This window comes from Mycobacterium kyorinense, assembly GCF_001672775.1.
In the GTDB taxonomy this organism is placed as follows: Bacteria; Actinomycetota; Actinomycetes; order Mycobacteriales; family Mycobacteriaceae; genus Mycobacterium; species Mycobacterium kyorinense_A.
Map to the genome: position 1 here is coordinate 62,599 of NZ_LZKJ01000059.1, position 12,949 is coordinate 75,547.

At 66.1% G+C, this 12,949-nt stretch carries 13 protein-coding genes and 1 riboswitch; of the genes, 6 read left to right on the top strand and 7 right to left on the bottom strand.

The features are described from left to right. From A5707_RS05970 to A5707_RS05980, 3 genes are read right to left on the bottom strand one after another with little or no spacing between them, the layout of a single operon-like run. The gene (locus A5707_RS05970; RefSeq protein WP_065013591.1) at nt 1-786 is read right to left on the bottom strand and encodes an enoyl-CoA hydratase/isomerase family protein; all 786 of its coding nucleotides are present in this window, start codon (nt 784-786) and stop codon (nt 1-3) included. Then, nucleotides 783-1,640, bottom strand: coding sequence for a 3-hydroxyacyl-CoA dehydrogenase family protein (locus tag A5707_RS05975; RefSeq protein WP_065013592.1), 858 nt, complete (start codon nt 1,638-1,640; stop codon nt 783-785). The genes A5707_RS05970 and A5707_RS05975 overlap by 4 nt, the downstream gene beginning before the upstream one ends. Further along, on the bottom strand, nt 1,637-2,377 hold the full coding sequence (locus A5707_RS05980; protein WP_065013593.1) for an enoyl-CoA hydratase/isomerase family protein: 741 nt from the start codon (nt 2,375-2,377) through the stop codon (nt 1,637-1,639). Before A5707_RS05980 ends, A5707_RS05975 begins: the two co-directional genes overlap by 4 nt. 94 nt (nt 2,378-2,471) lie before the next feature. Between A5707_RS05980 and A5707_RS05985 the strand changes: the two genes are divergently transcribed. The 4 genes from A5707_RS05985 (at nt 2,472) to A5707_RS06000 (ending at nt 6,588) form a co-directional block, all read left to right on the top strand. Beyond that, complete coding sequence (locus tag A5707_RS05985; protein WP_156657603.1) at nt 2,472-3,095, top strand: TetR/AcrR family transcriptional regulator; 624 nt, start codon at nt 2,472-2,474, stop codon at nt 3,093-3,095. A 105-nt stretch (nt 3,096-3,200) separates the two neighbouring features. Continuing rightward, the gene (paaZ, locus tag A5707_RS05990; protein ID WP_065013594.1) at nt 3,201-5,252 is read left to right on the top strand and encodes a phenylacetic acid degradation bifunctional protein PaaZ; all 2,052 of its coding nucleotides are present in this window, start codon (nt 3,201-3,203) and stop codon (nt 5,250-5,252) included. After that, entirely contained in the window at nt 5,252-5,563 is a 312-nt protein-coding gene (locus A5707_RS05995; protein WP_065013595.1) for an EthD family reductase, read from the top strand. The genes paaZ and A5707_RS05995 overlap by 1 nt, the downstream gene beginning before the upstream one ends. A gap of 35 nt (nt 5,564-5,598) precedes the next feature. Continuing rightward, the gene (locus tag A5707_RS06000; protein WP_065013596.1) at nt 5,599-6,588 is read left to right on the top strand and encodes an SDR family oxidoreductase; all 990 of its coding nucleotides are present in this window, start codon (nt 5,599-5,601) and stop codon (nt 6,586-6,588) included. A 233-nt stretch (nt 6,589-6,821) separates the two neighbouring features. Here A5707_RS06000 and A5707_RS06005 read toward each other — a convergent pair whose 3' ends face one another. Both A5707_RS06005 and A5707_RS06010 read right to left on the bottom strand, forming a co-directional pair. Further along, complete coding sequence (locus A5707_RS06005) at nt 6,822-7,541, bottom strand: RES family NAD+ phosphorylase (RefSeq protein WP_065013597.1); 720 nt, start codon at nt 7,539-7,541, stop codon at nt 6,822-6,824. Continuing rightward, on the bottom strand, nt 7,538-7,948 hold the full coding sequence (locus A5707_RS06010; protein ID WP_065013598.1) for a hypothetical protein: 411 nt from the start codon (nt 7,946-7,948) through the stop codon (nt 7,538-7,540). Before A5707_RS06010 ends, A5707_RS06005 begins: the two co-directional genes overlap by 4 nt. Before the next feature lie 441 nt (nt 7,949-8,389). Here A5707_RS06010 and A5707_RS06015 point away from each other — a divergent pair, with 441 nt between their 5' ends. Together A5707_RS06015 and A5707_RS06020 are read left to right on the top strand one after the other, a co-directional pair. After that, nucleotides 8,390-9,370, top strand: coding sequence for a hypothetical protein (locus A5707_RS06015; RefSeq protein WP_065013623.1), 981 nt, complete (start codon nt 8,390-8,392; stop codon nt 9,368-9,370). A gap of 98 nt (nt 9,371-9,468) precedes the next feature. Further along, on the top strand, nt 9,469-9,684 hold the full coding sequence (locus tag A5707_RS06020) for a hypothetical protein (protein WP_065013599.1): 216 nt from the start codon (nt 9,469-9,471) through the stop codon (nt 9,682-9,684). Nucleotides 9,685-10,215: 531 nt separating this feature from the next. Here the strand turns inward: A5707_RS06020 and A5707_RS06025 are convergent. After that, a complete protein-coding gene (locus A5707_RS06025) occupies nt 10,216-11,523 on the bottom strand; it encodes an AAA family ATPase (protein WP_065013600.1) in 1,308 nt (435 codons plus the stop codon). Between the two features lie 189 nt (nt 11,524-11,712). Beyond that, nucleotides 11,713-12,666 carry a Helicase associated domain protein gene (locus A5707_RS06030; RefSeq protein ID WP_065013601.1) on the bottom strand — a complete coding sequence of 318 codons (954 nt, stop codon included), beginning with the start codon at nt 12,664-12,666 and terminating at the stop codon, nt 11,713-11,715. A gap of 170 nt (nt 12,667-12,836) precedes the next feature. Continuing rightward, nucleotides 12,837-12,948: riboswitch (SAM riboswitch) on the top strand. Nucleotide 12,949 lies beyond the last annotated feature (1 nt).

Consider the following 12,949-nt stretch of genomic DNA (forward strand, 5'->3'; position numbering starts at 1 on the left):
TCACTGTCCGACGAAGGTCGGGCGCCGCTTGGCGAGGAACGCTTCGACGGCGGCGCGGTGGTCGGTGCTGGCGCCCAGCAGCGCCTGGGCGCGGGCTTCGCGGCTGAGCACATCGGCGAGGTCGGCGCCGGCGTTGTCGGCGATCAGATGTTTGACGGCTTTGAACGCTGCGGTCGGCCCGGTCGCGAGTTGCCGTGCTACCGCGGCGGTTTCGGCGGTGACGTCGGCGTCGGGCACCACGCGGTGGATCAGTCCCCAGGCGTGCGCGGTGTCGGCGTCGATGGTGTCGCCGAGGAGAAACAGCCCGGTCGCGCGGCTTTTGCCGATCAAGCTGGTGAGAGTTGCGCTCAGCCCCGAGTCGGCGGCCAGCCCGATGCCGCAGAACGCGGTGCCGAACTTGCTGCGCTGCCCGGCGATGCGGATGTCGGCGCCCAACGCGATGCCGAGACCGGCGCCGACGCAGGCTCCACCGATGCCGACGACGACCGGAACCTCGATGGCGTCCAGTGCCAGCACGATCGGGTTGTAGTGCTGCGCAACGGTGTCCATGGCGTGGCCGGCGTCGGCCCGCAGCGCCTCGACGTGCTCGCCGAGGTCTTGGCCGACACAGAAGTTCTTCCCGGACGCGGTGAGGGAAACTGCGCGAACACTGGGATCGCCGCCCGCAGCCGACAATGCCTTCAGCAGCTCCTCTTTCATCGCGCCATCCAAGGCGTTGGACGCTGCGGGCCGGTCCAAGACGATGCTGGCGACGCCGTCGTCGACGGTGTAGCTGACGGTGGTCATCGGGGCTGTCCTCCTTCGGTGTGGGGCCACGCGTAGAAGCCCTGGCCGGATTTGCGGCCGAGCTCGCCGCGGGCGACTTTGTCGCGCAATAGTTGCGGCGGGCAGAACCGCTCGCCCAGGGTGGTGTGCAGGTGCTCGGCGATGGCGAGCCGCACATCGAGGCCCACCAGGTCGGTGGAGCGCAGCGGCCCCGTCGCGTGGCGGTAGCCCAGTTCCATGGCGCAGTCGATCGTCGCGGCGTCGGCCACTCCCTCGTCGAGCATGCGGATGGCTTCCAGGCCGAGCGCCACGCCCAGGCGGCTGGTCGCGAAGCCGGGCGAATCGTTCACCACGACAGCGGTTTTGTCCAACGCCTGGACCCACTGCTGGGCCGATTCGATGGTCGCGTGGTCGGTGGCGGGCCCGCGCACCACTTCGACGAGACTGGACGCCGGGACCGGGTTGAAGAAGTGCATGCCCAGGAAGCGGTGCGGACGCTCCAGCGCGGCGCCGAGATCTCCGATGGACAGCGAGCTGGTGTTGCTGGCCAGCACCGCGTCACGGCCTATGACTTTCTCGGCGGCGCTCAGCACCGCGATTTTGTCGTCGCCGCGTTCGGGCACCGCCTCGATCACCAGACCGGCGTCGGACGGCAGGTCCGTCAGCGAGGTGACGGTGTGCAGCAGGCCCAGCGCCGTATGGCCGTTGCCCTTTTCGGCGGCCCTGGCCAGGCCGCGGGCCACCCGCTCCCGCGCGGCTTGGGCGGCGTCGGCGTTGGCTTCGGCGATCGTGACCGTCGCGCCGGCGGCGGCGAATACCTGCGCGATGCCCGCACCCATCCGTCCGCCGCCGATCACCGCTACCACGCTCGTCATGCGCGGCTCTTTTCCAGAAACCGGGTCATCCGCTCAGTCTTGTCGGGGCTCTCGAACAACAGCGCCTGCGCGAAGTCGTCGAGCAGTGGGTGCGGCGAGGCGGCGTCGAGCACGGCTTTCGACAGCTGCAGCGCCAGCGCCGAGGAGCGCCCGATGGAGTCGGCCAGCGCGTGGGCGGCGGACAACGCCGCGCCGGTCTCGACGACCTCGCACACCAGCCCGTGGCGCAAAGCTGCGTCGGCGTCGAGCAGCCGACCACCCAGGATGACCTGCTTGGCCACCGACATGCCGATCAGGTCGGCGAGCCGGTAGCTGGCGCCGGCCGCGGCCACAATGCCCAGCCTCGGTTCCGGGTTGCCGAACCGGGCGCTCGCCCCGGCGATTCGAAGGTCGCAGGCATACGCCAGTTCGGCGCCGCCGCCCAACGCGTTGCCCTCGACGGCGGCGATCGTCGGCATCGCCAGGGCGGCGATCCGATCGAACACGGCGCGGTTGATCCCGGCCAGCGCGTCATCGCGGCGCCGCCTGCGCAGCTCGGCGATGTCGGCGCCGGCGGCGAAATCGGTCCCGGCGCCGGTGATGATCAGCAGCCGCGGCTCGCGTTCCAGGTCGGCGCAGACGCGGTGCAGTTCGGCGACCATCGCGGCGTTGATCGCGTTGCGGTGGTCGGGTCGGTGCAGTCCGACGACGACGCGGTCGTCGGCCGCGTGCACCCGGAGCGTGTCGAAGACCGTCACAGCTGCCAACAATAACCGACCTTTCGGTCGGTAATCAAGCCAGGGTCGGCCGGTTGACGCCGTCAACGCGTTCGGCAGTGCGATGATGTGCGGTATGGCTGCGCCGCGTTCTCGACCCGCCGGCCAGGTCGGACGCCCGGGCTACGACCTGGACTCACTGCTGGCCGTCGCCGTGACGGTGTTCAACCAGCGCGGCTACGACGGCACCAGCATGGAGCATCTGGCCAGCCGGCTCGGGATCACCAAGTCGTCGATCTATCACCATGTGCCCGGCAAGGCCGAGCTGCTGCGGCTGTCGGTCAACCGGGCACTCGATGCGCTGTTCGCGGCCACCCGGGAACCCGACACCACCACCGGGCCGGCGATCGATCGACTGGAGAATCTGGTCCGTCGCAGCATTCATGTACTGGTAGAGCAACTTCCATACGTGACACTGCTGCTGCGCATCCGCGGTAACACCACCGTCGAGCGCCGCGCGCTGGCGCGTCGTCGCGAGTTCGATCAGATCGTCGAGCAGCTGGTGCAGGAGGCCGCCGAGGAGGGCAGCGTGCGACCCGACGTCGACCCCGCCCTGACCAGCCGGCTGATTTTCGGCACGGTCAACTCGCTCGTCGAGTGGTACAAGCCGACGCGTGGCCTGGGCGCCGACGCGCTGGCCGACGCAGTCGTCAAGTCGCTCTTCGACGGCCTGCGGGTGCCGTCGTCCGGCCAACGCTGACGCTGTCCGATTCCGCCGCGGGTGCCGCGACCCTTGACGCCGACCCGCTCCGGCTGCCAGTCTGATAACCGAACGAACGGACGGTTGGGAAAGGATCGCGGTCGGATGGCGGCGTTGTTGCAGAGTTATGTGAACGGGCAGTGGAGCAGCGCGTCGGATGACGGCGTCACCCTCGCCGACGCCGCGACCGGCGAGGCGGTGGCACGGTTTTCGAGCCAGGGCCTCGACTTCGCCGCAGTGGTCGACTACGGCCGGCGCGTCGGCGGGCCCGCGTTGCGGGAGCTCACCTTCCATCAACGGGCCGCGCTGCTCAAGCAGCTCGGCAAGCAGCTGATGGCCGACAAGGAGCAGTTCTATCCGCTGTCGTTTGCGACCGGCGCGACGGCGCGTGACTCGGCCATCGACGTCGACGGCGGCATCGGCACGTTGCTCAGCTACGCGAGCAAGGGCACCCGCGAGCTGCCCAACGACACTATCTATCTGGACGGCCCGACCGAAAGTATCGGCCGCGCCGGCACATTCAGCGCCCAGCACATCTACACCTCGCGGCTCGGGGTTGCGGTGCAGATCAACGCATTCAACTTCCCGGTGTGGGGCATGTTGGAGAAGCTGGCACCGGCGTTTTTGGCCGGTGTCCCCACCATCGTCAAACCCGCCCACCAGACGGCGTATCTGACCGAACTGGTGGTACGCCACATCATCGACTCGGGCCTGCTGCCGGAGGGCTCGCTGCAACTGGTGTGCGCCAGCCCGCACGGCTTGCTCGACCAACTCGACGAGCAGGATCTCGTCGCGTTCACCGGATCGGCGAGCACGGCGGCGGCGCTGCGCGCGCACCCGAACGTCGTCGGCGCCGGGGTGCGGTTCAACGCCGAAGCCGACTCGCTGAACTGCGCGATCCTGGGACCCGACGCCACCCCCGAGACCCCCGAATTCGCGCTCTACACCAAGCAACTCGTGGCCGAGATGACCGCCAAGGCCGGGCAGAAGTGCACCGCGATCCGCCGCGCCCTGGTGCCCCGGGATTTGGTCGACGACGTGGTGGCGGCCGCGAAGGCCCGGTTGGCGACGGTGGTAGTCGGCAAGCCGGATGCCGACGGCGTGACGATGGGCCCGCTGGCCAGCATCGCCCAGCGCGACGAAGTCCTGCGCTCGCTGAAGAGCCTCACCGACGCCGCCACGTTAGTCAGTGGAGACCCGGACAACTTCGCGGTCGAGGGCGCCGACGCCGATCGCGGCGCGTTCGTGCCGCCGCTGCTGTTACGCGCCGACGACGGTGCCGCCGCCGCGCTGCACGACGTGGAGGCGTTCGGTCCGGTCAGCACCGTCATTCCGTACCGCGATGTCGACGAGGCGGTCGCGCTGGCCGCGCGCGGCCGCGGCAGCCTGGTGGGCTCAGTGGTCACCCACGACCCCGAGGTGGCACGCCGGGTGGTGCTGGGTATCGCGCCGTATCACGGCCGGATGCTGGTGTTGGACCGCGACGACGCCAAGGAGTCCACCGGGCACGGGTCGCCGCTGCCGACCCTGGTGCACGGCGGGCCCGGGCGGGCCGGCGGCGGTGAGGAACTCGGCGGGATCCGCGGCGTGCTGCACCACATGCAGCGCAGCGCCGTGCAGGCATCCCCCGACATGCTGACCGCCATCACCGGGCGGTGGACGGCGGGTGCGGTCCGCGACGTCGGCGACGTGCATCCGTTCCGGAAACACTTGGAGGAGCTGCGGATCGGCGACACGATCGTCGGCGGCCCACGCACGGTGACGCTCGAGGACATCGAGCATTTCGCCGAGTTCACCGGAGACACGTTCTACGCGCACACCGATCCCGAAGCGGCAGCGCAGAATCCGCTGTTCGGCGGAATCGTCGCGCACGGCTACCTGGTGGTGTCGCTGGCGGCGGGCCTGTTCGTCGAGCCCAACCCCGGCCCGGTGCTGGCGAACTTCGGTGTCGACGGGTTGCGGTTCCTCACCCCGGTCAAGGCGGGCGACGCGTTGACGGTCACCCTGACCGCCAAACAGGTCACCCCGAGAATCTCCGCCGACTACGGCGAAGTCCGGTGGGACGCCGTGGTCACCAACCAGGATGACTCACCGGTGGCGATCTACGACGTCTTGACGTTGGTGGCCAAGCAACCCGTTACTCCCGAGGAGCACTGATGCATGTCGTGTCCGTCTGCTACCGCCAGCCCACCGACCCGGCCGCGTTCGACGACTATTACGCCGCCACCCACACGCCGCTGGCGTTGAAAGTGCCGGGGCTGGTGAGCTTTACCACCGGCAACTGCCGGTCGCTGGATCGCTCCGAGCCGCCGTATTACATGGTGGCCCGGCTGGGGTTCGAGACCGCCGAGTCACTCAAGACCGGGCTGACCTCACCGGAGATGCGCGCCGCCGGCGCCGACGTCGCCAACTTCGCGACCGGCGGGGTGACGATGTACGTCCAGGAAGAGAACGTCATCGTCGGCTGATCACCGAATCATCCACGGCTACAGAGGGAGTCAGCATGACGTTGCCGTCCGATCCGTCGTTTCTGGTCTTCGGTGCTGCCGGACACATTGGTGGTCCCTGCGCGCAGTGGCTGGCCGAGCGCCATCCGGCGGCTACAATCCGCGTGGTCTCGAGCCGGCCGGAGATGGCCGACGAGCTGGCGACGATGCACCCACGTGCCGAGGTCGTGATCGCCGACTACCTGAACGCCGACGACATGGTCGCGGCGTTCGAGGGCATTGATGCGGCGTTCGTCGTCACTCCGGATTTCCTGGACGAGCAGACCGCGATGGGCAATGTGGCCGACGCGATCAAAGCATCGGGCAGGCTGGTGCGGCTCATTCGGCTGATCGGTGACCCGCCGGGGCTGCGCGACGAATCGGAAGTCACCGCGTTGCCGGGCTTTGACGGCGAGAAGACGAATGTGCAGCATCTGCGGGCCCGCAAGGTATTAACGGGTGCCGGCGTGCCGGTGGTCTACGCCAATGTGCCGGGGTGGTTCTTCGAGGACTTCTCCGGGTTTCTGCTGGAGCCCATCCGCGACAAGCAGACGTTCGTGATGGCCGCCGACCGGCCGATGAATTTCATTGCCACCCGCGACATCGGGCGGTGCGTGGCCGAGCTGCTGCTGGATCCGTCGCTGACCGAGATTGGTGAGACCGTTCATCTGGAGAACGGCATCGACGACTTGGTCAGGTTCAGCACGATCCCGCAGATGATGAGCGAGGCGTGGGGCGTGCCGATCAGCTACGACGGCAGCGACGAGGCGTTCCTGCGCGAACTCGGCGCTGGGCTGCGCAAGTACTACCGCCGCGAGGACGCCGCCGAGTACATCCTCACCTACTGTCACCACGAGGTTCCCTTCATTGAAGAGCTGCTGAAAAACGGCAACAGCTTGCACGGCACGGAACGACACTTCACGCCTGCGATGCTCGGTTTTGAGGCGCTGCCGTTGACGTCGTGGTTGCGGGAGATGAAGGATGTGTTTGTTCCGGCTGGGGGTTGAGACGGCAATCGGCCTCTGTCGATAACGGAGCCACCATCGGCTTCCCGAGGTCGTTAGTAGCGTTGCGGTCACGCGCATCTACGCAGATTGATTGGCCGTCCGGTCGGCTTTGATCGCCTCCGACCCACCAGTCACGCGACCAAACCACTATGCGAAATGCCTGCCTCAGAGCGACTTTCAGCGACACACCAGGTAGCTGCGACCGATGAAGTGGTGTGGCTCGAGGTTAGGCGCTAGCGCCAGGCAGGCGGCAGTGGGACTTTCAATAAAGCCGCCGCCGCTCGCACTGCGGAACGATGGAGCGGGTTCTCGGCGGACAAATCTGTGATCGATACATCTACCGGTACGTGACCGTAAATTGCCCAGCAGCGCTCGCTGGAATCGATCCTCGACCAGTAGGCAATACCGTCTACCTCTGGGTGCAGCTCATGCAGTGCGCGCGAGACGGCCTGAGTGATGGGGCGACCGATATCTGCGCCCAGCCGGATTAGTCCCGCGTCGAGACGAACCGAGTTAGGGCCGTCGCGAAGCGGGGAATTCTCGATCGCCTCACGCACCAGCGGGTGGGTGTCCAGTTCGACCAAGAGGTCAGCGGCTTCGATGTCGACGAGAAGCGGATGCGGTGTCACCAGAGTTACGTGGCCGAGTCGCTGTTTGGCAAGCCAGTCCGCGACGGCCGAAACCGTTCGCATCGGTGGGTCAACGTCTGCGCCGACGAAATCCACCGCAGCGAGAAGTTCGTCAGCGGCCGAATTCGGCCGGAACCGCGCCATGGTCTCGATGAGGCAGCCCCGAAGGTTCTCCGCCGTATACCGCATCAAGAAACTTCCGTGCGGATCATCAAACCTGTTGCGCCCGGGGCCCTCATGCCGCAACTGCGGAAGCGCCTCGGGCGCAGGGTGCACCCGGACCGCGCCCGAACCAGGCAGCGGCACAGGAAGCAGGCTGGTCACCCTTCGAGAAATGCTCGTGCTGCCGCGAGCACCGCCTGTTCGCCTTCATCGACGGGCTGGGTGGCGAGCACAACCAAGGGTGCTTCGTCGTCGAGTTGAGGATTGGACGACCTGAGAAATGCAGCCGCTACCGTCGGGCTATAGATGGATTCGATAGCCTTGACCACCCGAAACAACACGGCAAGTCGGCTGGCGACGTCATGCTCGCGGGGCTCGGCCCGACGCTCGACCCAGTTGCGAACGGTGCGGGCATCTCGCAGCCCCAGAGCGGCGGTGGTGTAGCGGACCCCCACAGATCCAATCAGGTGACGAGCCTGCTCCCATGCCGGCGTCAACACGGACTCCTTGTATGCCGCCTCCCACGCGTGCGCAACAGCAGACGAGGGGTGCACCACAGCGCTGTCCATCAGGCACCTCCTAACCGCACTGCTAACGCTACCACTCATGCAAATGTTGCCGGTAGCGCAGCCGAATCGTGTCGCTCTTACGGGCCACCCTTGGTCGGCAGCAGGTCAAGCGGGGAAGTACTACTCGCTTCACGTCAAGCGGTTTCGCCGGCGGACAAAGCGACTCGTCGGAGATTGAATCGCAGCCATGAGCGCGCTCATCGGGGTCGCCACCGTTATGTGTACGACCGCTGACCCGTCCCGCCGAATTCGGAGGCCGGTTTCATTGAGTAACCGCGCCTTTTGGTGGGGGGTCTGTGATCGTAATGGAGTTTCTGCCCGACCTCGGGTGAGAAGTCGTCGCACCGCGGCGGCCGGTCAGAGGCTGCCGACCACGGCGCGCGGTGACGTGTCGGTGCCTGGTGCTACAGATATTGGCAACACGCCGAGATGGAGGTAGTCATGACGCACAGCGCGCCGGTAGAGATCGTCAGGGACCAGCTCGTGTTAGGTCCGGTGACGGTGAATTTTCAGCGGACGCTGCGAATCCCCGAGACGGGTTTGCATCCGCTGCCGCCGGGTCTGGGCCGGTTTCCGTTGCGGCGAGTCGCGGACTACCCCGACACCGCACCAGCCGAGTGGCTTTCTCGTGGCGGGGTCATGCTGCCGATCTACCAGCGCGAAGCAATGTGGCTGTCGTTCAATGCCTCCGAACCCACTGCTTTGCAGGTTGGTACGGGCAAGGTATGCGCGGTCAGCGGTTTGCCGTGGATCGAGCACCTTGTCAAGGACCCGCAAAATTACGTTGCGCTGCCCCGCCAGCCGTGGCTGGACGGTATCAACGCGGGCGATGGGTTCATCCGTCAGTTCGTTGCCGTGCCGCTCGGTTCGGGCGCCACAGTCGAAGGGCAGGTCACCGGCGAGGAGACCCATGGTGGAGTCCAGTTACGGGCCGTCGGTCTGACCGAACAGGCACTTGCGGCGTGGCACGCCGCCCAGGCAGCGCGGACTGCGTGCTGCGATGGCCCGGTGACGGACGGGGGCCCGCTCCTGGCGCCCTCTGCCAGCATGGGTCTGGGTGCTAGTGGCCGGATGCGTCAGGAAGTGTACGCCGACGACCGCCAGCTCGGTGACTACGACGAGAGCGGTGCCCGGCGGGTATTCGTCCACTTGTGCTCGGCCGCGCAGTGGACTGCCATCACCGGCGAGGTGCCGCCCCCAACCCCGGCCGATCGGGACGCCTACGTGGAGGCCGGGCTGCCTTGGTTCGACTACTACGACGCCGACGCCCAGGACCTGGCCGCGGCCCAGGATCTGGCGAAGGTCAAGAGTGTCGGCGACGTACTCGGGCATCACGAAAATCCGTTCGTTCCCGTCGATCCCACGAAGGTGGTCACCCTGAAAGGGGCGCCCGGCACAGTTGTCGCCGATGGTGATTGGTAGGCGGCCAGCGGCAAGTCGCGGTGGCGGTACTCGCAAGGGCCGGATTCATCAGCGGTGATAGCAGCGACCCGGCAAGGAAGGCTGCGCTACACGCGAGGATGTCGGCCGACATCGATACCGAGGATGACGCCATCGATGCAGCGGCTCGAGCGGTCGGCGGCCAGGCCTTCGCCGCGACCAAGAGCGGCTCGATCGCCTCCATCGCCTTTGCAGGTGAGTTGGCACGTCTCCGAAGTTGGGTTGATCCATTCAGCCCGACGCCAAAGACAGGCACCTTGGTCGGCGGCGGCCCGCCGACGGAAACCGAGGAGTGAGGGTAGGCGCCACGCCGGCGCCGAAGCAAGATCACCCTCGACGCGAATTGTTCGGCCATTGCACGGATCTCCTTGAGCACGTGTGCATTTCGGCGTCATCGGCTACTGGGCAGCCGCACCTCGGCGTAACGCTGCCACCTATTAGGGCTTCGGGACGGTCGATATGCGGCCTCGCCGCTGAGGGGAGCTGGCCGTCGAGCTGACGATCCCGTCCTTATTCGCTCTCGGGGTGCCAGACGATGGGCGACCAGATGTGGTCGGAATAGTGGGACCGCCCGCCTTCTGCCCATCGGTTGCGCACCTTCCACGGAAACCACATTTGGGTGCGGGCGCCAATGCTGAGCGAACCCCATGGCGTGTTGATGTGAATGCGGGGAACGCCGTATGCCCGGCATACGGGGTCTCGGCTCAGCCATCCACATCCGTGGATGCTCCACGTCGTCATCTTCACCTGGTCGCGGGTTAGCCGCCGCCTCGGCACTCGTTACTTCCTAGTCGTACAAGTGTGCACGGGAACACCTCGACCCATGGCTACAGGTAATTACCTTGCGGGAGTTTGGGTTTGAAGCGCCCAGATTGCACCGTGCCGATCAAACCAGCTTCGGAGATCTCACCGTCGGCAAGAACGGTGCGGCGCACGATCTCGCGGATATCCGCCCCGCTGATCTCGCTACCGAAGCGGGCGGCCACGGTTTGAGCGTCAACGTTGTCACCTCCGGAAACGCCTCGCAGGTAAGTGGACAAGATCTTGGCAGCGGCATCGCGGTCCGGGTAACCGACCTCGATGATCGAGTCGAAGCGTGCGGTACGGATGGAAGCAGCATCCAGGGCGGTGAGGTCGTTGGTGGACGCCAAGGTCAGAATCGGCGCGGACGGGTCGGTATCCATCACCGCCAAGAACTCCGACAACGCGCGGGTGTCAAAGCTATTGCGGCGATCACCGACAATCAGGTCGAGGTCCTCCAGCACGATCAAGGTCGGCCCGAGCGTGTGAGCTTCCTTGTACACCCCGGCTAAGGCGGACTTCCCGGCGCGAGCGTCGACGATCATCACGGTGAATGCGCCAAGCATTTCTTGCGCGATCACCTGTGAAATCACGGTCTTGCCAACACCGGGCGGACCAGCCAGCAGCACACCGCGGCGCACACCCAACCCCAGCTTGGTCATTAGCTCGCGGTGAGTGGTCACTGCGGCGACGTTTAGATCGATCTCCGACCACACCGAGTCGGGCACAATGACATTCGCACGTGTCAGAGCTGGAAGCTCAGTAACTTCAAGGACCAGTCCGTTGCGTTCGGTCGCGGAGAGCGCGTTGCGGCGGAACAGGTTCTTGGCGCCCTCCGCGTCGGCCATGATCGCCTCAAGCGCTGCAACGCCGTCCGCTCGGTCTGCAGGCGAGGTGTAGACCTGCAGTCGAGGCTCGTCACTGAATCCTGCTTGCTCGGTGAGTCGCACCACCAGTGGTGCCGGAGCGAGCTTGCCGGCGGCGAAGTAAGCCGATAGGGCCGAGGGCGGTGCGAGGTGTTGCTCACCGATCTTTACGTGTCCCCAGGTGGGGGGTTCGTCGTCATCACCCGGCCCGATCTGAGGATCGAAGCGGTCGATCAGCGCCGCGACGGCTAGGCCCACGGTCACGTGCCCGATCGAGGAGAGTTTGCGTGAGTCGCAGACTAAATCTGACCCGGACCGGCCGAGAGTTGCGTGCAAGAACCCATCCAGCGTCGTGCGCGAGGTTACTGACCCCGCGAGAATCTGCCCCACGAGTTGGACCGCACGACGAACATCGGGGTGCTCGCTGGCCAATGCGACCGCCGTCGACGACACTTCCATTCTGGGCATGACTAGCAGTCTGCCTCCATGCACCGACAAGTGCCGAAGCGCAATCGAAGCTCGCACCCCCCGGCGGGGACACCCAAAGCCCACGCCCCCGACGGGGGGAACCGAACCCGCGCCCCCGGCGGGGACCCGACGGCTTGCATCCCCCCGGCGGGGGACTCCGGAAATTCGCTCGCCTCGCCTATACCGGCGTCACGCCCTGCCTGGCGTCGTGCTTTTCGCTTTGATCGACCCGGCTCGCGAACCCCAGGTCCAACCCGGCAACTTCTCGAGCCTTGTTGAGCGATCGGGATCGAGCATGCCCCGCGCGAAGCGCTTGCGTTGCTCCGCGACCCATTCGCCGAGTCGGTCGCCGTCATTGGTGGTATACGAGCGCGGGACGCGCGCGTCACCATTGCGACGGACGTAGTCACGTAGTTGACGGAAGCGTTTCTCCCACTGTTCGGCATGGACGCGAGGCTCAACACGTTTCCATCCCGGATGTGTCTCGCTCGTCCTCGGAGCCCTCTTGCGCTCAGGGCGGCCTGCGCTGAAATCGCCCTCATACCAGTGCTCGTACGCCGGCTGAAGCTCCTCTGCTCTGACCAAAATTCCTTCGCAGACCGCCCGCAGGAGTTGGCGCTTCAGTTTCTCATCGGTTCGATTTGTCATGACAGCAAAGTTCACGGGACCCTGCTCTTCAGGCCAGGAGTCATCGCTTGAGACGCGCTGATGAAACCACTCGACCACTTCGCGGAATCGGTCATCAAGGCGGCTGTCGCCCAGGCTGCCTGGATGGCGGCGTACGAAGTCGATGACTGGGTCGACCGACTGGGCCATCTTCACCAATGCCGCTCGGCTTTCATCCATCAACCGCTCGACGTCACTCATGTAAAAATCCAAGTCGGCCCGTTGGACAAGGTTGTTCAGCCCGAATTCCAGCACTTTGGCGATAGCGAGGGCCTCGCCGAGCCGCGGCTCCCGCTGCCCGGATTCGATTCGGGTGATCGCGGACGTGTCGAGTGCGACATCGGCTTCGTTCTTCAGACGGTCAGACAGTTGCTGTTGCGTCAGGCCTGCACGGAGCCGCGCGGCCTTCGCCCGCTCAGCGAAGGTGCCGCTGACCTCGTCGTTCGACGCTCGCGGTTGGACGCCGGGTGTCTGCATGCCTGCAGCATACGCTGCTTAGCCGCAGAATACCGTCGCCCGGATGTGGTACTGTGTACCTACAGTAGTTACTGCAACGACGCAGTAGTAGCTTGGCAACTGGTGGAAAGGAGCGGCGGGAAGAGCGCATGCACCAAACATTGTCAGTACATCGCTCTACACTGACCTTGCTTCACGAGACGCCGTTGCCAAGCTCCGACTAGACGGCGCGCCAACCCCACGCTCGCGGGTGGCTCGGATGACGAAGCGGCCGCCATCGACCGATGCCGGCAAGAGCGCCTCC

Coding starts and splice junctions, on each gene's coding strand:
- A5707_RS05975 (WP_065013592.1), bottom strand. CDS start 1,640: ATGACGAGCGTGGTAGCGGTGATCGGCGGCGGACGGATGGGTGCGGGC.
- A5707_RS05985 (WP_156657603.1), top strand. CDS start 2,472: ATGGCTGCGCCGCGTTCTCGACCCGCCGGCCAGGTCGGACGCCCGGGC.
- A5707_RS05995 (WP_065013595.1), top strand. CDS start 5,252: ATGCATGTCGTGTCCGTCTGCTACCGCCAGCCCACCGACCCGGCCGCG.
- A5707_RS06010 (WP_065013598.1), bottom strand. CDS start 7,948: ATGGACAGCGCTGTGGTGCACCCCTCGTCTGCTGTTGCGCACGCGTGG.
- A5707_RS06030 (WP_065013601.1), bottom strand. CDS start 12,666: ATGCAGACACCCGGCGTCCAACCGCGAGCGTCGAACGACGAGGTCAGC.
- A5707_RS06020 (WP_065013599.1), top strand. CDS start 9,469: ATGTCGGCCGACATCGATACCGAGGATGACGCCATCGATGCAGCGGCT.
- A5707_RS05970 (WP_065013591.1), bottom strand. CDS start 786: ATGACCACCGTCAGCTACACCGTCGACGACGGCGTCGCCAGCATCGTC.
- A5707_RS06000 (WP_065013596.1), top strand. CDS start 5,599: ATGACGTTGCCGTCCGATCCGTCGTTTCTGGTCTTCGGTGCTGCCGGA.
- A5707_RS06025 (WP_065013600.1), bottom strand. CDS start 11,523: ATGCCCAGAATGGAAGTGTCGTCGACGGCGGTCGCATTGGCCAGCGAG.
- A5707_RS06015 (WP_065013623.1), top strand. CDS start 8,390: ATGACGCACAGCGCGCCGGTAGAGATCGTCAGGGACCAGCTCGTGTTA.
- paaZ (WP_065013594.1), top strand. CDS start 3,201: ATGGCGGCGTTGTTGCAGAGTTATGTGAACGGGCAGTGGAGCAGCGCG.